This window comes from Arenibacter arenosicollis (assembly GCF_014397245.1).
In the GTDB taxonomy this organism is placed as follows: Bacteria; Bacteroidota; Bacteroidia; order Flavobacteriales; family Flavobacteriaceae; genus Arenibacter; species Arenibacter arenosicollis.
Window position 1 is genome coordinate 350,985 of record NZ_JACLHY010000001.1, and the last position, 21,248, is coordinate 372,232.

Consider the following 21,248-nt stretch of genomic DNA (forward strand, 5'->3'; position numbering starts at 1 on the left):
CAGATAACCAATATGTTGCGGTAAATTACCACATTGCCCTAAGATGGGCAGTAATATCAATTCTAAATTGAAGCATGATCAAAATCCTGTTTAACAAATATCGTAATAAATCTTGGCAATAACTGTTAAGGCCAGTCCTTTTTAATTTCACAGATCCCCTGACTAAGCAACGCCTAAAACCAATAACCAATACTAAAATAAAAGTGGTTCTCCTTGATTTCAGGGGAATAGGAATAGAACACCTGAATAGGCCCAATAAAGGACTCAAACCCATAACCCAGGCCATAGCCGGAATAAGCAGGGGCTTTAAACCAATCTGCGGTTCTAAAGAGATCATCGCCCACATTGGCAAGATTTGCAGCCAACAAAATATGATTTTTGGGAACAAACTCATAATCCAATCTAGCATATGCCTTCACATAACTGTTCCCCACCAAACTTAAAAAATCATATCCGTAAAACGGGATAAAATTGTTTATTAAATGGGTCCCATACCCCCCCAACACAAAATCGAGGGAGGTAATAGGGGATATGCCCCATTTAAATCCACCTTCAGTTTCAAGGTTTAAATATATATTTCTTGCCAGGGAAAACGCCCCGCCCATTCGGGCCTTGCCAATGGAGAATTCCTTAAAATTATTGTTAAAGTCCGATGATAGTACATAAAAATGAAAATCCCCATCAAAAAACAGACCTTTGGTAGGGAAGTAAATATCATCATAAGTATCAAAGGTAAGCTGCCCGTAGGTACTGTAATAATTACTTTTTTCAAAATAGGTCCTCTTATTTCCCGTTCCAGAGGGGTTGGCAATGGTATCTAGCTGCCCCAAGGTTTTGGTGCTATATTTCAATAATTTATGTTCCAATCCAAGAGTAAAGGAAAATTCTTCCTCTATAACGGTTTGCACATAAACCTGGTTGGTTAAATCCGTAGCGCTTAAGTTAATTTTTCTAATATTGGAATTATTGTCGACATCAAAATTGGATTTTATCAAATCAAAATCTATTTCCTTATTAAAATCATCGAATCTGGAATTTATCCCAAAACTCCAATAAAAACCTTTGTCCACATAATATTCCAGATTGTACCTAAGATTGTCACCAATAATCATATCGATTGAGGCCACATCATCATCCATTAAAACGTTCTTCCTAGTTAGGTTAACAATTCCAGCACTTTTATAAAGATCATCAAAATGAACCCCTAAGCGAATGAACATTTTATCTGGATTCTCTTTCACATTCAACAACAAACCCACCCCTTCTCCATTATTGAGCAACTCGTACTTAATTGCCCTAAAATTGCCTGTAGCGGACAAATTGTTGATTCCCTGCTGAAGTTTGTTAAAAGTTATTTTATCATCGACATTAAATCTCAACTTACCTTTTATATAGGCCCTGGAATAATTGTAATTTCCTTGGATCGTCAATTCGTTGATATACAAGGTATCTTTTATCCTTGCAGCAGATACCTTTGGTCTTTGTAAATAGGGCTGTGCAGCAACTTTCAGCAACTCCGGAATATGTAATCTAGCTGCTTCCTCACCTTTGTCAATTATAGATTTTCCCATGTCAAAATCTATAACGGAGTAGTCTTTGATATCAGGGGTAATATAAATATCTGTTAGGGCCGATTTTTTTTCCATATCGCGCACCGTTCTATAATTATTTATCTGTAGCAGAATTTCCGTAGCGCTCAACAAGGATTCCCTGTCCGACAGTCCATGTTGCACATCTACACCTATTACAATATCGGCACCCATCTTCTTTAACTCCCCGATAGGATAATTATTTACCACACCACCATCTATCAACACCCTCCCGTTTATCTCCACCGGTCTGAAAAGTGATGGAAATGTTCCGCTGGCCAAAATTGCCTCAGGTAAATATCCTTTATTCAACAGAACCTCGTCCCCAGTTTCTACATCTGTGGCCATGCACACAAATGGAATTTGAAGTTTGCTAAAGTCATCAATGTCCTTAACATGGTACAATAATCTTACAAACTCATTGTAGATACTTTGCCCTCCTGATATGGCCTGAGGAATGGAGATTTTAAACTTGTTGAACGGAAGTGTCAACGCATATCTTTCCGAATCTTCTTTCTCGTAAAATGTTTTGGCGCTTCTTGGCACGTTGTCCTGTATTAATGTTTGGAAATCCGTGCTTTTAAAAATAGAGTCCAACTCCTTGGCGGTATACCCTGAAGCGTATAGTGCCCCAACAATGGCTCCCATACTGGTACCCGCTATATAGTCGATTTTAACCCCTGCCTCTTCAATGACTTTTAAGGCCCCTATATGCGCCAATCCTTTTGCCCCACCACCGCTCAAGACCAGCCCCACTTTCACATCCTTATTTTCGGTCTTTTCCTGTGCATGGAATAGTTGCGGAAAAATTAGTAAACAAAATATATACAGTGACTTTAGCATGTAGTTAAGATAACTCTTTAATGAAAGTTTTCGTAAATTTTCTTGGCTTTTGACATTCCAATGGTTTGAGCCAAATTCTCTAAACTGGCTTCCTTTATCCTTTTAACCGATTTATAATTTTTCAACAATTCCTCAACGGTTTTTTCCCCTATGCCCTCTATACTTTCCAATTCGGAATTAATGGCGGCCTTGCTTCGTTTGTTTCTGTGAAATGTAATCCCAAATCTATGGGCTTCATTTCGCAGTTGTTGAATTATCTTTAATGATTCGGACTTTTTATCCAAATATAAAGGAATAGGATCTTCTGGGAAGTAAATTTCCTCCAATCTTTTAGCAATGCCAATAATGGCTATTTTTCCTCTTATTCCCAATATATCCAAACTTTTTAAAGCGGATGACAGCTGACCCTTGCCCCCGTCTATCACAATCAGTTGTGGCAAAGGCTGTTGCTCCTCCAAAAGACGCTTATATCGCCTAAAAACAACCTCCTCCATAGAAGCAAAGTCATCAGGGCCATCTACAGTTTTGATATTATAATGCCTATACTCCTTTTTTGAAGGTTTACCATCCCTGAAAACAACACAGGCTGCTACCGGATTGCTTCCTTGAATGTTGGAATTATCAAAACACTCAATATATCTTGGTTCCGTAGAAAGTCTCAAATCCTTTTTCATTTGCCCCATTATTCTATTTGTGTGCCTATCCGGATCTATGATCATTATTTGTTTAAACCTGTCCTGTCTAAAAAATTTAGCATTGCGCTCTGAAAGATCCAGTATCTTTTTTTTATCTCCCAACTTGGGCACGACCACTTTTAGGTGCGCTTCCAAGGTAACAGCAAAAGGGACATATATCTCGGTTGAATTCGAATTGAACCTTTGTCTTATCTCAACTATTGCCAATTGCAGCAAATCACTATCCGTTTCATCCAATTTCTTTTTTATTTCCATGGTATGGGAACGTATGATGGAGCCGTGGGAAAGTTGCAGAAAATTAACATAAGCAAAAACTTCATCGGAAATTATGGTAAACACATCAACATTATTAATCTTTGGGTTTACAATAGTGGTCTTTACCTGATAATTTTCCAAAACATCTATCTTATCCTTTATTAGTTGTGCTTCCTCAAACTTCATATCCTGCGCCAAGGCAATCATCTGCGTTTTGAAATAGTGAAGGGATGATTTAAAATTACCTTTAATAATTTCCCGTATCTCCTGTATCTGCCTATTGTAGTCTTCCTCCAACTGGTAACCTTCACAGGGGCCCTTACAATTTCCCAAATGATACTCCAAACAAACCTTATATTTACCTGCCGCTACTTTCTCTGAAGAAAGATCATAATTACAAGTGCGCAACGGATATACACTTTTAATTAGGTCCAATAAGGTATGAACGGTTTTCATACTAGTGTACGGCCCAAAATATTCCGACCCATCCTTGATAAATTTCCTAGTAGGAAAGATCCTGGGAAACTTTTCCTTTTTGATACAAATCCACGGAAACGTTTTATCGTCCTTGAGCAATACATTATACCTAGGGCGGTATTTCTTAATTAGATTATTTTCCAGTAGAAGCGCATCGGACTCGGTAGGCACAACAATATGTCTAATAGACCTTATTTTCTTTACAAGAACACGGGTTTTTCCAATCTCATGTTGCTTATTAAAATATGAACTAACCCTTTTTTTTAAGTTCTTGGCCTTGCCTACATATAGAATCCTATCTTCTACATCATAAAATTGATATACCCCTGGATTGGCAGGTAGCGAACTCAATTGAACTTCTATAGCTATATGGGACATTTATTCTAAGGAGATTTTCTGTTTTGCTTGACTTAGGAAAATTACTGTCTTTTTCCCAAAGGACACAAAATTTATAGTTTTTTAACTCCCCTCTTCAGATTTGAAAAAAAATAAATTAGATAATCATTTGGTTGACATTTGTATACTCAATTTGGAAATTATCCCTCTCCAATTTCCATCTATAATCCAATAAAATTCGTTAAGTCAAAAAAAATTATCGATTAAATGTACTTTGAGTCCAAATTACCGTTATCGTACACTATTTTATAACTAATTGTAATACAGCATATTAACCTAATTCGTTAGAAATTTTTACATGAGAAATAATCCAAAATCAAAAATAATTGTTAAAAAACGTGTATTTCATCGATAAAATGATACCCTTGGCGGATGATTTATATATATTTTACCTATATTTAGAAAAATTAAAATCATTTAACGCATGGACAACTATATAATAACTTTGGGAACATATTTAATTCTTATGCTTTTTTTCAAAATTTATTATGCAGTGGCTTCCAAGGAATAGTTTTCTTGATGTATCCCTGCCCCCGAAAGCCCCGATTATAACCAACTATATATGTTGAAAAAAGATTTGCGTTTAATCTACTCAGAACGCCGTAAAAATCTTACTCCACAAAAAATATCAGATTTAAGTTTATCACTAGCCAACCTGCTGCTTAAATTACCCATTTGGAATTATTCCTACTATCATTTATTCCTTTCCATTACTGAAAAAAAAGAAGTCGATACCAGCTTTATAATGTCCATTTTACAAGGCAAGGACAAAAATATTCTTCTTCCTAAAATGTTGGACGACCAAAATTTGATCAACTTTTTACTTACCGATAGCACCCCTATCAAAAAAAATCACTGGAACATCCCTGAACCAGTAGACGGAATTGAAGTGCCTCCAGAGAAAATAGACGTGGTATTTCTTCCGTTAATGGCTTTTGACCTGAAGGGCCACAGAGTTGGTTACGGGAAGGGTTTTTATGATGTGCTATTACAAAAGTGCAAACCGGATGTTATTAAGGTGGGACTCTCCCTTTTTGACGCGGAGGAAAAAATAATGGATATAAATCCGCACGATATACCTTTAAACTATTGCGTTACTCCTAATCGGATATATTCGTTTTAACTTCCGAACTTTCCGCAAAAGCTTTTTTATTAAAAACAATTAAAATACCCACGCCTGTGCTAATTGCCGTATCCGCAATATTAAAGACAGGTTCGAAAAAACGAAAATTATTTCCACCTACCATGGGCACCCACTCCGGCCAAACTGAGTCTATCATGGGGAAGTAAAGCATATCTACCACCTTTCCATGAAATATACTACCATAAGGGTCCGAAGAAAAGGCAGTTGCTACTTGCGAATAGCTATCGTTAAAAATCATTCCGTAAAATACAGAATCCAAAATATTTCCCAAAGCTCCGGCGAATATGAGGGATACCGCCAGTATTAGGGTTTTGGAAGAATTCTTTTTTATGGTATCATACAACCAGTAGCCTATTCCAATAATGGCGAATAACCGAAATATAGTCAGTATCAACTTTCCCACCACATCGGATATCGGCAGTAAATCGCTTAATTTAGTTCCCCAAGCAGCACCTTCATTTTCGATAAACAAAATCTTAAACCAACTAAATACATCTACCGATTCGCCTAAAACAAAGTTTGTTTTAATATAAACTTTACTTATCTGGTCGATGGCCAGTATTACAATTATGATAATCAGGGATTTCTTTAAACTCATTACTTAAAAAATAGGTTCGGCAAAAATAAACATATTATTCGGTTTTCCTTATGTTGATATGTCCGCTTACAGAATTAAGACTAAAATGATTATCTCCAGAAGATATAGCTTCACGATTAATTTGGCCATATTTGGTAATTGCCAAAATATCGGCATTTTTTGTAATTAGGTCAATATTTCCACTTAGGGTGCTCACAGAAACATTTTCTCCCGCTCCCTCAAAGACACATCTGCCATCTGATAAGCTAATTTTTAGGTCGCCATATTCCCCGGTAACGTCAACATTGGTGCTGGTTCCGTACAATAGGACATTGAGGTATTTTGGAATTGAGATTTTCAAGGAGATGGAGACCACCTTGTGCGTACTTAATTTATCGTTGGGAAGAATAAAATTGGGTTGAAATCCCGTATTGACCAATAGTGAGGTTCCCTCCTGTTTTACATTTACCAATAAATTTTGTAAATACTCGCCATCCATAGCTCCCACCACGGTTATATTAGGAATATCCACAGTTTCCAAGGCAACGGTATAACAATTCTTGGCATCGATCTGAATAAACGAAATATTGGTGTCTTCTATGGTTTTAACAACCATTTTTTGGGCAGCTAAAAAACAAGTACCCATTAGGAAAACAAAAACTACAATTGTTCTCATAATAAAAAAACGCCTTTTTAGGCGTTTTTAAATTTTAGGATTGCATGTTTTTTGCTTCTATACTCAGCGTAGCGTGCGGTACTAACTTTAGTCGCTCTTTACTGATCAGCTTTCCAGTAACACGGCAAATACCATAGGTTTTGTTTTCTATGCGTAATAAAGCGTTTTTTAGATCTCTAATAAATTTCTCCTGTCTAATGGCCAATTGGGTATTAGCTTCCTTGCTCATTGTTTCCGAGCCTTCCTCAAAAGCCTTGAACGTTGGTGAAGTATCATCCGTACCGTTATTACCATCATTCATATAAGAACTCTTTAAAAGTTCCAAGTGACTTTTTGCTTTTACAATTTTCTCCTCGATCAGGACTTTAAACTCGTTTAAATCCTTATCCGCGTACCTTACTTTTAATTCTTCGGCCATAATCTTAATGTTTTACTATAAACAATCTGGTATTAACTTCATCGAAAGCTATTTCGATTCCCATGTCCAAGCTCTCTTCAAAGTTAAGTTCTGCTGCCAAGGTCTCGGTCTTAATATATGCAATATTACTTTCTACCGCTTCCTGGACAAATCCATTTTTCAATAATTTAATATCTATTTTATCTGTCACTTCAAAACCAGATTCCTTTCTTAGGTTTTGAATTCTATTGACTAGTTCCCTAGCAATACCTTCCTTTCTTAGGTCCTCATTGATAGAAATATCCAAGGCCACTGTGAGATGTCCTGAACTTGCCACCAACCAACCTTCTATGTCTTGAGAGGAAACTTCTACATCCTGTAACTGTAAAGTAATACTTTTATTATCAATATGCAGCAAAATTTCGCCTTCCTGTTCAATTTTTTGGATATCATCCTGATCCAACTGCGCTACGGCACTGGCAATCAACTTCATATCCTTCCCAAATTTTGGCCCCAAGGTTTTAAAATTTGGCTTAATTTGTTTTACCAAGATTCCAGAAGCGTCATCCAGCAATTCTATCTCTTTCACGTTCACTTCGGACTTTATCAAATCGGCAACAGCTTCAATTTCCAACCTTTGCTTATTGTCCAATACCGGAATCATAATCTTTTGCAATGGTTGGCGCACTTTGATCTTCTCTTTCTGACGAATGGACAAAACCAAGGATGATATGGTCTGTGCCTTAGCCATTTTACTTTCCAGTTCCTTATTTACCAACGAGGCATCATATTGAGGAAAATCGGCCAAATGTACACTTTCAAAAGGCTCTTTCTGCGTCGTAATTGTTAAATCTTTGTACAGTCTATCCATATAAAACGGAGCAACCGGTGCCGAAAGTTTTGCCACAGTGGTCAAACATGTATACAGTGTTTGGTAAGCCGATATTTTATCTTTTTGATAATCACCTTTCCAAAAACGCCTTCTGCTCAAGCGCACATACCAATTGCTAAGGTTTTCCTGCACATAATCCGATATGGCCCTGGTGGCCCTGGTGGGTTCGTAATCCCCATATGCTTCATCCACAACTTTGATCAAGGAATGAAGTTCGGATAAGATCCATTGATCTATTTCCGGTCTTTCGTTTAGTGGAATTTCCTCTTCACTATAATTAAATCCATCTATGTTGGTATACAGCGCAAAAAATGAGTAGGTGTTGTACAAAGTTCCAAAAAACTTACGTTTTACTTCGGCAATTCCCTCCACATCAAACTTTAGATTGTCCCATGGATTTGCATTGGATATCATATACCATCGAGTGGCATCGGCCCCAAATTCATCCATGGTTTCAAAAGGGTCTACCGCATTGCCAAGACGTTTGGACATTTTCTTACCTTCCTTATCCAATACCAGGCCATTGGAAACAACATTTTTGTAGGCCACAGAATCGAAAACCATAGTAGCTATGGCGTGTAGCGTATAAAACCAACCACGGGTTTGATCCACCCCTTCCGCTATAAAATCGGCCGGAAAAGTCTTTCCTTCATCTATTAAATCCTTATTCTCAAAAGGGTAGTGCCATTGCGCGTAGGGCATAGAACCACTATCGAACCAAACATCTATCAAGTCACTTTCCCGCTTCATCGGTTTTCCGGAGGCAGACACCAAGATTATCTGATCTACAATATTTTTGTGTAGGTCTATTTTGTCGTAATTGGCCTCCGTCATATCGCCAACAACAAATTCAGCAAAGATATCTTCCCCCAATACTCCTGCAGCCACCGCCTTTTTCATTTCATCCTTAAGCTCGGCAACAGAACCTATCATCACTTCTTCCTTACCATCTTCCGTCCGCCATATTGGCAACGGAATTCCCCAATACCGTGAGCGGGAAAGATTCCAATCATTGGCATTCGCCAACCAATTGCCAAATCTTCCTTCCCCTGTGGCTTTAGGTTTCCAATTAATGGATTGATTTAATTGGAACATCCTATCTTTTACATCCGTGACCTTTATAAACCATGAATCCAAGGGGTAATATAGGATAGGCTTATCTGTGCGCCAGCAGTTGGGATAACTGTGAACGTATTTTTCCACCTTAAAGGCCCTGTTTTCTTCTTTTAACTTGATGGCGATCTCTACATCTACCGACCGTTCCGGGGCCTCACCATCGTCGTAGTACTCGTTCTTTACATATTTACCGGCAAACTCTCCCATTTCAGGTCTAAATCTCCCCTGAAGATCCACCAAGGGAACTGCATTGTTATTTTCATCCAAGACCAACATAGGCGGCACCTCCGGTTCGGCAAGTTTTGCTACCAAGGCATCATCTGCCCCAAAAGTGGGTGCCGTGTGCACTATACCAGTTCCATCTTCTGTGGTAACAAAATCACCTGTTATGACCCTAAAGGCATTTTCTGGATTTTGATAAGGCAGTACATAATCCAGTAGTTGTTCATATGTAACTCCTACTAGTTCCTGACCTTTTGCGCTGGTAATAATTTGATACGGTATTTTCTTGTCCGTAGACGTATAATTTTCAAAATCCGCATCACTTTCCACCTCAAAAAACTTACCGCTAAATTGTTTTCCTACCAAGGATTTGGCCAGAACAACATGCATAGGTTCAAAGGTATATTGGTTGAAGGTTTTCACAAGAACATATTCTATCTTGGAACCTACAGTTAGAGCTGTATTCGACGGCAATGTCCAAGGAGTTGTTGTCCATGCCAGAAAGAAAACATCGCCCTTGGCGTCTTTAAAATTCTGTGGCAGTGTTTCTTTATTGGTCTTAAACTGGGCCACTACAGTGGTATCCGTAACATCTTGATAGGTGCCCGGCTGATTCAGCTCGTGAGAACTTAATCCAGTACCTGCCTTTGGGGAATAGGGTTGGATGGTATACCCCTTATAAATATGCCCCTTTTCATAAATCTGTTTTAGTAACCACCAAACAGATTCCATATACTTGGATTTGTAGGTAATATAGGGGTCTTCCATGTCTACCCAATATCCTACTCTTTCGGTCATGGCGTTCCAAACATCGGTATACCGCATAACCGCCTTCTTACAGGCCGCGTTGTATTCCTCAACCGATATTTTGGTGCCAATGTCCTCTTTGGTGATACCCAATTCCTTTTCGACTCCCAACTCTATTGGAAGTCCATGGGTATCCCATCCGGCCTTACGCTTTACTTGAAAACCTTTCATGGTCTTATAGCGCGGAAAAATATCCTTTATGGTCCGGGCCATCACATGGTGAATACCAGGCAATCCATTTGCTGAAGGTGGTCCTTCGTAGAAAACAAAACTATCTTTGCCTTCCCTACTGCTTACACTTTTCTCAAAAACATTGTTCTCTTTCCAATAGTGTAATACCTCCTCCGCAACTTTCGGTAAATCTAAACCCTTGTATTCTGCAAACTTCATAATAACAGCTTCTAATGCTACATTTTAAGTTTGCAAAACTAATGATTTTTAGTGTAAAATGATTCTGTTACAAGCAAAAAGCCCCTTCGAAAAGGAGCTTTTTATTATTTATATTAGTAGATTAAATTATTTTGACCCGGTTACGGTAACATTTGCACTTATTTGGATGGCCGAGCTTACCGTGATAGCACCCAAATTAATCCCTGTGGTCGACTCCACATTCAACAAAGAGCTGAAAGAGAACCCACTACCTTCATCCTCCTTATAAGAAGCAAAAATTAATTCGTACTCCCCTTCTTCCAAGAAATCCAGACTATAGGAACCGTTTAGACCTTTTGCTTCCGCACTGGTTACCGCATTGGCAAAAGTGACTCCACTGTCCCCTTTTCCCTTGGTTTCAACATCAGCGTTGAATGTCCCTTTTTCATAGGCGTAGACAATAATCTTGTCAGATGTGTTGTTTACGTCGTTCACACTTCCAGAAATTTTTCCAGTCATTTCTGCATTTACAGTTCTAATCCCAGCTGAAAGCTCGCTCATGGTCACAAAATTAAAGTCACTGGATAATCCGTCCTTCTCTTCCTTAATAGTTTTCCTAAGGTCGAAATCCACTACAATAACATTGGTGGCATTGGCAAGAACCTCAAACTTATCATTTATGGTGATTTTGTTGGATGAGGCAACCAAAGCATCTTTTTCGCCGTTGGCCTTTTCCACATAACAACCAGGAGCATCACCATTCACATCTTTATCAAAATCCAATTCAAAAACAATACTTGAATACGATTTAGCCTGTAAATCCAAATTGCCCAAAGCCTCTGTTTTACCATTGACCAAAGCTGCTAGGTTTATAGTTGTTGCGCTAAAACCTTCCAATGACTTTCCGTCTACGGAAACATTGGTTATTGTAACAAAAACTGCCTCTACTTCGGCATTATCTATAGGTGCATCCGTAACTTCAAAAGATGTATTATACGATTCCCCCTCCATGGCGGAATCATCATCTTTATTACATGACATCATCCCAACTAACGCTATTAAAGCTAATCCTGAAATCTTTAAATAATTCTTCATAATAATTTAGTTTTAAACATTTGCCTATATAACAATCAAGGCTATTCTTACCCTACCTAAAAAAATTACATTAAAAATCGATTTTCATGTAGATTCCTGATTTTCAGAAGCCTAAATGATTAATTTTCTTACATTTTTTTTACGGTTTAGACCTCAGAAATATGATTACCCCAATATTCAACTATTACAATTAATCTTTTTCCCTATTTCTCCTATTGCGCCCAAAAAGGCTGAAACATTAATTCTTACGTATATAGGTATCAGAGGTTATTTCTAAACTCTAAAAACCAAAAACATGAAAAAAGTAATTTTAAGTTCTATTTTGATGATTGCCCTGAGCATTTCGTTTATATCCTGTAGGGAGACCAAGGAAAAAGCCAAAGATGCTATGGAAGAAACAAATGAGGCGTTAAAAGATGTTGGTGAGGATATGAAAAAAGTGGGAGAAGATGTTAAAGATGCTGCCAAAGAAATGGGAGACGATATAAAGGAAGCAGGTTCCGAAGCCTTGGATAAGACCGGTGACGCCGCTAAGAAAGTTGGTGAAAACGTAAAAGATGCCGCTAATAAGGCAGCTGATAAAACTAAGGCCGCCGTCAAGGAAGTAAAAGAGGAAATCGAGGAATAGATTTCCTTATATGCATTAAAACTCAAGCCCGGTATTGAAACACCGGGCTTTTATTTTTAAAATGTATATCCCACCCCCAATATTAAATTGATTCCAGGGGCAACAATTCCCGAGGAATAAGAACGATACCTTTGATCTGTAATATTCTCCAGATTTGCGGTAACCTTTAATGCATGCGAAAATTGATATTGCGAACGGAGGTTTAAAGTATACCAGGATGGCGAGTACGGATTGCCATCGGCATCCACTGCATAAATATATTCTTTGGTTTTTTCGGACATTGCCATATCGTCATAGCTAATTTCCCCATTAAAGTTGACAAAAAGATCGGTTTTCAATTTTTGCTTCTTCCATATTAAATGAAAATCCCCAAAGGTGGGTGCCACATGTCTTCCTGGAGTATCCGTACCATCCTGTTCTTCCTCTATGCCATTGGTAAGGGTAAGATTGGAATTTACGGACAGACTTTCCGTTAAAAAGGCATCCAATCCAAACTCGAACCCGTAGACATATGCTTTAGCCGCGTTCTGTATGGCCTGGACATTACTCAACTCCCCGTTATAATCTATTTCGTTGCTACCATTAAATTGAAAATCCCTTCGGACCATGGCATCTACCAAATAAGTATAAAATGCAGCTCCTTTTAGCATTAATTTATCATTGAAATTTTTCTGGATACCCACCTCCAAATTATAGGCATATTCGGGTTCCAATTCCGGATTTGGAACCACCACTGACCCCGGCTCGGAATCAAATATTTTACCCACATCATCTATATTTGGGGCCCTAAATCCCGTAGACCCATTGACTGTTAACTGTAAATCCGCTTTCGGAAACCAACTAAAGCCAATACTCCCGGTTAAGGCTCCTGTGCTAAGGTCGGCATCATTAAAAGGGAAGGTATAAAAAGTCTGATCAAAAACGGCATCAATCCAAACATGACTATAGCGCAGTCCCGATAAGAAAGTAAAGTTTGGCTTCGCACTTAACTCACCGCTAATATAGCCTGCAAGGGTTTGCCAAGTAGAATTATCAGGATATCTTGATGCCGAAGGTGACAAAGCAAGGATCTCTACGTTATACTCATTTCCAATGGAGCCGATTTTATTAAATACGTACTCCCCTCCATAGTAAAGCCTAAGATTACCTATCCGTTTGTTTTCAAAATCTATGTTCGTGGAAATAGCATCAACATTCTCCTTGGTCATATACCTTATTGGGTCCTGAAAACCCCTATCGTTCCTACTTTCCTCAAACTTTTGATAGGCGGTAGATATTTTTAGCCCATCATAAAACTTTCCTTTACCATTTTTATAAAATTGAAGGTTCCCCATAAACCATTTCTGAGGGCCATAAAACCATTCTGCGGAACGTAGGCCAAGCCCGTCCTTGGATGGCCTAATAAGTCTGTCATATCTGGAGTAATCCGAGGTTTCTGAATAATAGGCACTTAAATTGACATTCCAATTATTATTGGGTTTAAAGACCACTTTTTGCATTAAATTAATTTGATCATAACCCGAGGGCAACTGCTTTTGGGAATTTTGGTTTTCCCGAAGCTCATCCTGTCCGTTTTCCGTTACTACATAACTATTCCTTAAATAGGATGATGGACCATGAGACCCCATCTTTAGATCGGCAAATTCGTTATATGTTACACTGCTCAAAAAAGCCCATTCCTTTTTGCCCAAATTGAAATCCAAATGAAAGGTATTCTCGTTATTTGCCGAGGAATACCTATAATTTCCTTTTCCTGAAAAATTTAAACTATCCGTCTTGGAAAATTGTGGATTATTGGTATAAAAATTCATAACTCCACCAATGGCATCGGAACCATAGATTACAGATCCAGGCCCAAAAATTACTTCTGTACTTTTAATTGAAAAAGGGTCAATGGAAATTACATTTTGTATGTTACCCCCCCTAAATATAGCGTTGTTCATGCGAACCCCATCTACTGTAAGCAATAATCTATTTGTTGCAAAACCCCTAATCATTGGGCTTCCTCCTCCAAGTTGACTTTTCTGCACAAATACTTTACCACTATTTTGAAGGAGGTCTGCCGAAGTTTGGGGGGCCGTAAAATCAATTGTCTTGGCGTTTATTAAGGCTATTTTCTGCGGAATATCCTTTTTCTGTTGCTCCCATTTTGAGATAGACATCACCACCTCATCCAGCTGCTCGGCATTCAATGCCAAATAGAGCTTTCCTTTTCTTAGCATATGGGCCTTTGTACTTCTAAAATTTTGGTAACCTATGTGCGAGAAAGTAATGCGCTCGCCCTGATCAAATCTGGATAGGTCACACTTACCATCAAAGTCGGAAAGGGTTGTTCTGGATTTATCCCAATTATAAACCATTACATTGGGAATCGGCTGATGGTCCTCCTCGTCCAAAATAACAATTTCCTGTCCCGTTATCCCCTGAAATAAAAAGAGAACAATTATGAAAACTATCTTTTGCATATTAGCTAAAAACTTCATTTAAAACGGCCAATGACTTCGGTTTTCTAAATCCCTGCAAATGTAATTCAAAATATAGGATAAGGGTTTTTAAGAGCTCCTGACGGTTCTTTTTGTTAAGTTTAATAGTATGTATTGCATCAAAATTTATGCCCAAAAATTCCTTAAAGTATTTTAAATTCTCCCCGCCTAGGATTGGATTTAAGGATGGCGATTTAATAAACTCCCCCTCCAAAAGGTCAAAGTATAGAAAATCCATATTATTGGTGTCTGGATAAAAACCAAAATATCTGGTCAAGGACAATAAAAAGTAAAGATGAAAATTAGCAAATTCGTCATGGGAATCCAACCACTGCAGAGAAGCTTCAATAAAATTAAACAGCCCCTCATTGCGCTCCTCCTCATGTATACTATTACCCAACATTTCTGCCAAAAAAAACGTAATGGCATTTTTGGCAATATCGGTGTGGAGCGTTTGGTAGTGATAACTTACCCTAGCTTCAATAATCCTTTCCAGGGTTCCCTTGTTCTTATGGGAGGCCACCAAATCCAATTGCAGCAAAGGCTGAAAATAGGCGGTTTTTAACTTCCCTTTTTTTGAGGTAAGAATACCCCTCAACAGATAAGATTTTATTCCATCCGATAAGGTAAATATTCTAACTATTAAACTGGTATCCCCATATTTAATAGACGTTAAAACAATGGCTTTAGTGTTAACCTGCATTATGATCTATGTCTTGGAGCAAAGATAGTACAAAGAGACCCGTAAGGTTATATAAAACCTTACGGGTCCTGAATTGTTTAAAAAAGTATTCTTTATTCCCGATAAGCTACCGGGACCTAATACCGCCTTGTAAAACGTTATATTACTCCCTGTGCCAACATTGCGTCCGCAACTTTTACGAAACCGGCAATATTTGCTCCTTTCACATAATTACAATATCCATCTTCGTCCATTCCATATTCTATACAAGAATCATGAATGTCCTTCATTATTTTTTGCAATCGCTCATCTACCTCTTCCCTAGTCCAACTAATACGCAGTGAATTCTGGGACATTTCCAAACCAGAAGTGGCCACTCCTCCTGCATTGGATGCCTTACCTGGGGCAAATAGTATTTTTGCCTCGTGAAAAGCATGTATTGCTTCAGGGGTCGAAGGCATATTGGCTCCTTCGGCAACACAGATACATCCATTTTTCAACAACAACTTGGCATCTTCACCGTCCAACTCATTTTGGGTTGCACATGGCAGGGCCATTTCACATGGAACACCCCAAGGAGTTTTTCCTTCATGGAATTCTGCCGATTTATACTTGTTAATATAATCGGATATTCTACCGCGTTTATTATTTTTAATATCCATTACGAAGGCCAGTTTTTCCGCGTCTATACCTTCCTTATCGTAGATATAACCACTGGAATCGGAAAGTGTAACTACTTTTCCGCCCAATTGGATTACTTTTTCGGCTGCATATTGTGCTACGTTACCGGAACCTGAAATTACCACGGTCTTACCCTTAACATCGTCCTTTTTGGACTGCAACATGCTTTGGGCAAAATATACGGTGCCATATCCTGTAGCTTCGGGGCGTATTTTAGACCCTCCCCAAGAAAGACCTTTACCAGTTAAAACCCCGGTAAACTCATTTCTAATCTTTTTATACATCCCGAACAAAAAACCTATTTCCCTGGCACCAACGCCTATATCCCCAGCGGGAACATCCGTGTTGGGTCCAATATGCCTACATAGTTCCGTCATAAAGGCATGGCAAAAACGCATTACCTCATCATTGGATTTCCCTTTCGGATCAAAGTCGGACCCTCCTTTACCTCCACCCATCGGCAGGGTGGTTAAGCTATTCTTAAAAACCTGCTCAAAGGCTAGGAATTTTAAAACACTTGCGTTTACGGTTGGATGGAACCTAAGCCCGCCCTTATAAGGACCGATAGCCGAATTCATTTGAATTCTATAACCTCTATTTACATGTATTTCACCGTCATCATCTACCCAAGAAACCCTAAAGGATATTAATCTTTCCGGCTCCACCATCCTCAACAGAATATTCTTTCCATTGTAAATCTCATTATTGCTAATGTAGGGTATAACTGTTTCTGCTACTTCTTGTACAGCTTGTATGAATTCAGGCTCGTGGCTATTACGACCTTTTACCTCCTCCATAAAGGCGTTTATTTTGTCTTCCATAAAATCTGAGTTATTGATAATTGTTGATAAATATTGAGTTTGAAGGCAAAATTATAGTATTTCTATAATTTAAACCCTATTTTTTTCAAAATTTGACAAAAATACTTATTCGATGGCCTGCCTTAAGTCATCAATTAAATCATCCTTATCCTCAATACCTACACTGAGTCGAATCAGTGCATCTACTACACCACTTTTTTCCCGTTCTTTCTTAGGAATACTTGCATGGGTCATGCTAGCCGGATGGCCCGCCAAACTCTCTACCCCGCCTAAGGATTCGGCAAGTGTAAAAATTTGTAGTTTTTCAACAATTTTTATGGCATTATCGTAATTGCCACCCTTTGGGACAAAGGATATCATTCCCCCAAAATCTTTCATTTGCATTTTTGCCACATCATGATTAGGGTGACTTGGGAATCCTGGCCAATAAACTTTTTCAATTTTTGGGTGATTTGCCAAGAATTCCGCTACTGCTTTTCCATTTTCACAGTGACGCTGCATCCTAACGTGCAAGGTTTTTATCCCTCTCAGTACCAAAAAACTATCCATTGGCCCACATATGGCACCGCTTGCATTTTGTATAAAATACAATTCGTCAGCAAGGGCCTTATCTTTTACCGCCAAGGCACCAAGGACCACATCGCTATGGCCACCGAGGTATTTAGTGGCCGAATGCATTACTATGTCGGCTCCCAAATCCAAAGGAAGCTGTAAGTAAGGCGTTGCAAAGGTATTATCCACCGCAAGCAGTATTTTATGCTTTTTTGCCAGTTGGGAAACACTTTTAATATCAATAATATTCATCATTGGGTTAGTAGGGGTTTCTACCCAAATTAGTTTGGTCTTTAGAGTAATGTGTTTACTTATTTCATCGGTATTCTGCATGCCAACAAAATGGAAAACGATACCGTATTTTTCAAATATCCTTTTAAAAATACGATAGCTGCCCCCATAAAGGTCACTAGTGGAAATAACCTCGTCCCCTGGATTCAACAATTTAATTACAGCATCAATGGCCGCCAATCCACTGCCAAAAGCCAAACCGTATTTTCCATTTTCAATACTGGCCAAGGAATTCTCCAATGCCGATCTTGTTGGATTGGCACTTCTGGAATACTCATATCCCTTATGCCCTCCAGGTGTGCTCTGTGCGTAAGTGGAAGTTTGATAGATGGGGGGCATTACGGCACCATATGCCTTGTCCGGAAACTGCCCTCCATGAATAGTTTTGCTATTGAACTTTAATTCTTTTTTACCCATGATCAAAATATCTCTACACAAATGTACCTTTATCTTTCTGAGATTACAATGATCTTGTAGCTTTACACCTTTCTAACACCAATGCCTTTATGAAGATTAAATTTGCCTATCTATTTATAGTTTTGTTTTTATGGAATTGTAAAAATGACGAACGGATTACTTTTGAACCCATTGAATTCACTTCAGAAAATTGCACCAATTGTCCGAAGGTAACTATCCATATTCCTAAGGCACTAGATGAAAGTCCTATAAGCGCCACCATAAACAACTCGCTTCAAGAAGAGGTGATTTCCATGCTTATTTATGATGATGAAATTGAAGCTACCAATATTGAAGAGGCAATTCAATCTTTTAAAAACGGATATTTGGAGTTAAAAAAAATCTATCCCGATGAACCGGTGGGATGGGAAGCGGATATCGAGGGAAAAGTGACCTATGAAGATAAAAATATATTGACGATTCAAGTCAATTCTTACTCCTTTACAGGTGGGGCCCATGGTTTTTCCTCAACTCGATTTTTAAATTTTGATAAGGCTAAGGGCTTGGAACTGGAAAATATGGAACTGTTTAAGGATTCCTTGGAATTTCAAAATTTTGTTGAAGGCAAATTTAGGGCGCAAGAAAAGATTCCGGCTACAGGATCGGTCAATGCCACTGGCTTTATGTTTGAGGATGATGAATTTCACCTTCCCCAAAATATTGGTTTTACCCAAGAAGGCTTACAGCTGTTCTATGAGCAGTACGAAGTGGCCTCCTATGCTGATGGCCCAATAATATTAACGCTATCCTACAAGGAAATAAAGCCTTATTTAAAACTGAAGATAGAATCTTAAAAACTACTTCTTGGATACGACTTTTAGCAAGGACAATATCGCTCCAAGATGCAGTCCTTCATGATACACATTGAACATAATGGCATCTTCTACATTACTTAAGGTAACATTGGCACTGGTAGTGTATTCATTGTATCCTTTAAATATTCCTTTTTCATAGTCTTCCTGCATCCATGTTACAGTAGGCAATAATAAGTCCTCCACCAGTTGCAATTCTTTATCCGTTGCCATACCGTCCGGAACAGTACCTTTTTTAAATTTCTCTACTAAGGCATCGTCCAGGCGCATGGGTTGTCCGCTAAGTTTATAGACCAAAAGCTGTTGGGTAACAACAACATGTGCAATATTCCACCATATGTTGTTTCGGTATCCATCTGGAATTTGTAGAAGAAGCTCCTTTGGTGTCCCCTTTAAAAATTTGTGTAGTGTTTTTCTATTCTGAAGCGTAATGTTGAATGCGTTTTCCAAAGCGTAAGGGTTTTCTGTTATTATTTTTTACAATTGCCGCTAAAAATAGTACAATTCAATGTAATTGGGTTTCTTTGCAGTCTAAATAATATACATCGGAACAGATTTACAAAAATGAAAAAGATATTTTACCTGAGCACTTGTGATACCTGCCAAAGGATATTGAAAGAACTGGAACCACCCAGCGATTTTAAACTTCAGGACATAAAAACCGAAACCATTACGCCAGAACAACTGGAAAATATGGCGAATTTGTCCGGGAGCTATGAAAGTTTGTTCAGTAAGCGTGCGCGACTCTATAAAGAGCGAAATCTGAAGGAACGGAATCTAACCGAAGACGACTTTAAAACCCTAATTTTAGAGCACTATACCTTTTTGAAACGACCTGTTATACTCATTGACGACCTTATTTTTGTTGGGAACAGTAAAGCTGTTGTCGCCGAAGCAAAAGAAAAAATAAATTCGTGAGTAGACGTACCCTTGCCATCTTGGCCGCTTTGGGGGCTACCACCATCTATGGCATAAACCACACAATAGCCAAAGGTGTGATGCCTACCTATGTTAAACCTTTTGGATTTATTTTCCTTAGGCTTTTTGGGGCAACCTTGTTGTTTTGGGGCATTTCCTTTTTTGGCCCTAAAGAAAAATTGGAACGACGGGATTGGGGCAGATTATTTGTGTGTGCCTTCTTCGGCATGGGCATCAATATGCTATCGTTCTTTAAAGGTTTGGACCTTTCCACCCCGATCAATAGTGCAGTACTCATCACCATTACTCCCATTCTTGTTGTAATATTATCTGCCCTGTTTATCAAGGAAAAAATTACCGTTCAGAGGGGCATTGGTGTTTTCTTGGGCCTAATAGGGGCTTTGGCCTTGATTTTATTCGGGGCTGAAATTAGACAGGATGCCACCAATATACCTTTGGGCAACTTACTTTTTATTGTTAATGCCACTTCATACGGACTGTATCTTATCCTAGTAAAGAAATTATTGGAAAAATATCATCCCTTTACCCTCATGAAATGGATGTTCGGAATTGGGCTTATTATAACCCTTCCAATAACTTATTCCGAATTTTCAGAAATACAATGGGGCCAGCTTCCTGTGGAAGCAATTGGAGCCATCGCTTTTGTAATCATTGGGACAACCTTTTTAACCTATTTGTTCAATGTTTTTGCCCTGACCCAATTAAAGGCTTCTACAGTAGGCGTTTTTATGTACTTACAACCATTGATAGGAATCATCTTTGCAATAGTTACTGGAAAAGACCACCTTACTATAATCAAGTTACTTGCAATAGTCCTTGTATTAATTGGGGTATATCTGGTAAGCAAACAAGTTAGACCAAGTCCTTAGGGCGCACCGAAAACTTACGGGTATCCTCTTTGGTAAGTACTGTAAATCCGTCTCCCTTCGGAACCTTATTAAAAGCTACTAGGAACTCCGTCCCTAAACCGGTTAACCTTCTTGTCTTTAAATCTATCCATGCTCCCATGATCTGACAGTGGGCAAAATTTTTTCCATTTCCGTCATAAAAATTATGATGGAACTCGAAGAACATTCCATCTGCACTCAAACCCACCAGCTCCAAGGAAACCTTTACAGGCTTCCCTAAAAACGCTTCCTTAAAATAATAAACATGTTCATGGAATACCACTGGCCCAATATTGTTCTGTGACATCGTCTTTTGGTTAAATCCCAGTTCCAATAAGAAGGACATTCTTGTATGGCTCATGAAATTTAAATAAGCCGAATTGGCCATATGGCGATTGGCATCCACATCGCTCCAGCGTATTTCAAATTCTTTTATATACATTCTTTTATTTTTGTACTTTTGAAA

The 21,248-nt window shown here is 38.5% G+C and carries 18 protein-coding genes; 5 read left to right on the forward strand and 13 right to left on the reverse strand.

The window, feature by feature from the left end:
* Positions 1–173: 173 nt before the first annotated feature.
* Positions 174–2,432, reverse strand: coding sequence for a patatin-like phospholipase family protein (locus H4O18_RS01445; RefSeq protein WP_187581321.1), 2,259 nt, complete (start codon positions 2,430–2,432; stop codon positions 174–176).
* Positions 2,433–2,449: 17 nt separating this feature from the next.
* Positions 2,450–4,237, reverse strand: a complete 1,788-nt coding sequence (gene uvrC / locus H4O18_RS01450) for an excinuclease ABC subunit UvrC (protein ID WP_187581322.1) — start codon at positions 4,235–4,237, stop codon at positions 2,450–2,452.
* 580 nt (positions 4,238–4,817) lie between these two features.
* Here uvrC and H4O18_RS01455 point away from each other — a divergent pair.
* On the forward strand, positions 4,818–5,378 hold the full coding sequence (locus H4O18_RS01455) for a 5-formyltetrahydrofolate cyclo-ligase (protein WP_187581323.1): 561 nt from the start codon (positions 4,818–4,820) through the stop codon (positions 5,376–5,378).
* Here the strand turns inward: H4O18_RS01455 and H4O18_RS01460 are convergent.
* From H4O18_RS01460 to H4O18_RS01480, 5 genes are all read right to left on the reverse strand, one after another.
* The gene (locus H4O18_RS01460) at positions 5,356–5,997 is read right to left on the reverse strand and encodes a lipoprotein signal peptidase (RefSeq protein WP_187581324.1); all 642 of its coding nucleotides are present in this window, start codon (positions 5,995–5,997) and stop codon (positions 5,356–5,358) included. The two genes, H4O18_RS01455 and H4O18_RS01460, sit on opposite strands and share 23 nt — an antisense overlap.
* A 34-nt stretch (positions 5,998–6,031) precedes the next feature.
* The gene (locus H4O18_RS01465; protein WP_187581325.1) at positions 6,032–6,652 is read right to left on the reverse strand and encodes a DUF4097 family beta strand repeat-containing protein; all 621 of its coding nucleotides are present in this window, start codon (positions 6,650–6,652) and stop codon (positions 6,032–6,034) included.
* A gap of 34 nt (positions 6,653–6,686) precedes the next feature.
* Positions 6,687–7,070, reverse strand: a complete 384-nt coding sequence (locus H4O18_RS01470; RefSeq protein WP_187581326.1) for a TraR/DksA family transcriptional regulator — start codon at positions 7,068–7,070, stop codon at positions 6,687–6,689.
* 4 nt (positions 7,071–7,074) lie between these two features.
* Positions 7,075–10,476, reverse strand: coding sequence for an isoleucine--tRNA ligase (gene ileS / locus H4O18_RS01475; protein WP_187581327.1), 3,402 nt, complete (start codon positions 10,474–10,476; stop codon positions 7,075–7,077).
* A 126-nt stretch (positions 10,477–10,602) separates the two neighbouring features.
* Positions 10,603–11,550: a DUF4382 domain-containing protein gene (locus H4O18_RS01480; RefSeq protein ID WP_187581328.1), complete on the reverse strand. Its 948-nt coding sequence runs from the start codon at positions 11,548–11,550 to the stop codon at positions 10,603–10,605.
* A 295-nt stretch (positions 11,551–11,845) separates the two neighbouring features.
* Between H4O18_RS01480 and H4O18_RS01485 the strand changes: the two genes are divergently transcribed.
* On the forward strand, positions 11,846–12,178 hold the full coding sequence (locus H4O18_RS01485) for a hypothetical protein (protein WP_187581329.1): 333 nt from the start codon (positions 11,846–11,848) through the stop codon (positions 12,176–12,178).
* Between the two features lie 56 nt (positions 12,179–12,234).
* Here the strand turns inward: H4O18_RS01485 and H4O18_RS01490 are convergent, their stop codons facing one another.
* The 4 genes from H4O18_RS01490 to H4O18_RS01505 form a co-directional block, all read right to left on the reverse strand.
* Positions 12,235–14,643 (reverse strand): TonB-dependent receptor, encoded by a 2,409-nt coding sequence (locus H4O18_RS01490; RefSeq protein ID WP_187581330.1) that lies wholly within the window; start codon positions 14,641–14,643, stop codon positions 12,235–12,237.
* A gap of 1 nt (position 14,644) precedes the next feature.
* Entirely contained in the window at positions 14,645–15,364 is a 720-nt protein-coding gene (gene recO, locus H4O18_RS01495) for a DNA repair protein RecO (protein ID WP_187581331.1), read from the reverse strand.
* Between the two features lie 137 nt (positions 15,365–15,501).
* The gene (gene gdhA / locus H4O18_RS01500; RefSeq protein WP_187581332.1) at positions 15,502–16,845 is read right to left on the reverse strand and encodes an NADP-specific glutamate dehydrogenase; all 1,344 of its coding nucleotides are present in this window, start codon (positions 16,843–16,845) and stop codon (positions 15,502–15,504) included.
* 105 nt (positions 16,846–16,950) lie between these two features.
* Positions 16,951–18,105, reverse strand: a complete 1,155-nt coding sequence (locus H4O18_RS01505; RefSeq protein ID WP_187581333.1) for a cystathionine gamma-synthase — start codon at positions 18,103–18,105, stop codon at positions 16,951–16,953.
* 89 nt (positions 18,106–18,194) lie between these two features.
* On the opposite strand from H4O18_RS01505, the gene H4O18_RS01510 reads away from it, so the two are divergent.
* Positions 18,195–18,938, forward strand: a complete 744-nt coding sequence (locus tag H4O18_RS01510) for a DUF3298 and DUF4163 domain-containing protein (protein ID WP_187581334.1) — start codon at positions 18,195–18,197, stop codon at positions 18,936–18,938.
* A gap of 3 nt (positions 18,939–18,941) precedes the next feature.
* Here H4O18_RS01510 and H4O18_RS01515 read toward each other — a convergent pair whose 3' ends face one another.
* The gene (locus tag H4O18_RS01515) at positions 18,942–19,406 is read right to left on the reverse strand and encodes a DinB family protein (RefSeq protein WP_187581335.1); all 465 of its coding nucleotides are present in this window, start codon (positions 19,404–19,406) and stop codon (positions 18,942–18,944) included.
* A 114-nt stretch (positions 19,407–19,520) separates the two neighbouring features.
* Here H4O18_RS01515 and H4O18_RS01520 point away from each other — a divergent pair, with 114 nt between their 5' ends.
* Both H4O18_RS01520 and H4O18_RS01525 read left to right on the forward strand, forming a co-directional pair.
* Entirely contained in the window at positions 19,521–19,874 is a 354-nt protein-coding gene (locus tag H4O18_RS01520; protein ID WP_187581336.1) for an arsenate reductase family protein, read from the forward strand.
* A complete protein-coding gene (locus H4O18_RS01525) occupies positions 19,871–20,764 on the forward strand; it encodes an EamA family transporter (RefSeq protein ID WP_187581337.1) in 894 nt (297 codons plus the stop codon). The genes H4O18_RS01520 and H4O18_RS01525 overlap by 4 nt, the downstream gene beginning before the upstream one ends.
* Here the strand turns inward: H4O18_RS01525 and H4O18_RS01530 are convergent.
* A complete protein-coding gene (locus tag H4O18_RS01530; RefSeq protein ID WP_187581338.1) occupies positions 20,748–21,224 on the reverse strand; it encodes an acyl-CoA thioesterase in 477 nt (158 codons plus the stop codon). The genes H4O18_RS01525 and H4O18_RS01530 overlap by 17 nt on opposite strands.
* Positions 21,225–21,248 lie beyond the last annotated feature (24 nt).

Bases quoted from the DNA above. Each gene is read 5' to 3' on its own strand.
- H4O18_RS01490 (WP_187581330.1), bottom strand. From the start codon at position 14,643: ATGCAAAAGATAGTTTTCATAATTGTTCTCTTTTTATTTCAGGGGATA.
- H4O18_RS01485 (WP_187581329.1), top strand. From the start codon at position 11,846: ATGAAAAAAGTAATTTTAAGTTCTATTTTGATGATTGCCCTGAGCATT.
- H4O18_RS01530 (WP_187581338.1), bottom strand. From the start codon at position 21,224: ATGTATATAAAAGAATTTGAAATACGCTGGAGCGATGTGGATGCCAAT.
- H4O18_RS01465 (WP_187581325.1), bottom strand. From the start codon at position 6,652: ATGAGAACAATTGTAGTTTTTGTTTTCCTAATGGGTACTTGTTTTTTA.
- ileS (WP_187581327.1), bottom strand. From the start codon at position 10,476: ATGAAGTTTGCAGAATACAAGGGTTTAGATTTACCGAAAGTTGCGGAG.
- recO (WP_187581331.1), bottom strand. From the start codon at position 15,364: ATGCAGGTTAACACTAAAGCCATTGTTTTAACGTCTATTAAATATGGG.
- H4O18_RS01480 (WP_187581328.1), bottom strand. From the start codon at position 11,550: ATGAAGAATTATTTAAAGATTTCAGGATTAGCTTTAATAGCGTTAGTT.
- H4O18_RS01455 (WP_187581323.1), top strand. From the start codon at position 4,818: ATGTTGAAAAAAGATTTGCGTTTAATCTACTCAGAACGCCGTAAAAAT.
- H4O18_RS01520 (WP_187581336.1), top strand. From the start codon at position 19,521: ATGAAAAAGATATTTTACCTGAGCACTTGTGATACCTGCCAAAGGATA.
- H4O18_RS01470 (WP_187581326.1), bottom strand. From the start codon at position 7,070: ATGGCCGAAGAATTAAAAGTAAGGTACGCGGATAAGGATTTAAACGAG.
- H4O18_RS01510 (WP_187581334.1), top strand. From the start codon at position 18,195: ATGAAGATTAAATTTGCCTATCTATTTATAGTTTTGTTTTTATGGAAT.
- H4O18_RS01460 (WP_187581324.1), bottom strand. From the start codon at position 5,997: ATGAGTTTAAAGAAATCCCTGATTATCATAATTGTAATACTGGCCATC.
- gdhA (WP_187581332.1), bottom strand. From the start codon at position 16,845: ATGGAAGACAAAATAAACGCCTTTATGGAGGAGGTAAAAGGTCGTAAT.
- H4O18_RS01445 (WP_187581321.1), bottom strand. From the start codon at position 2,432: ATGCTAAAGTCACTGTATATATTTTGTTTACTAATTTTTCCGCAACTA.
- H4O18_RS01505 (WP_187581333.1), bottom strand. From the start codon at position 18,105: ATGGGTAAAAAAGAATTAAAGTTCAATAGCAAAACTATTCATGGAGGG.
- uvrC (WP_187581322.1), bottom strand. From the start codon at position 4,237: ATGTCCCATATAGCTATAGAAGTTCAATTGAGTTCGCTACCTGCCAAT.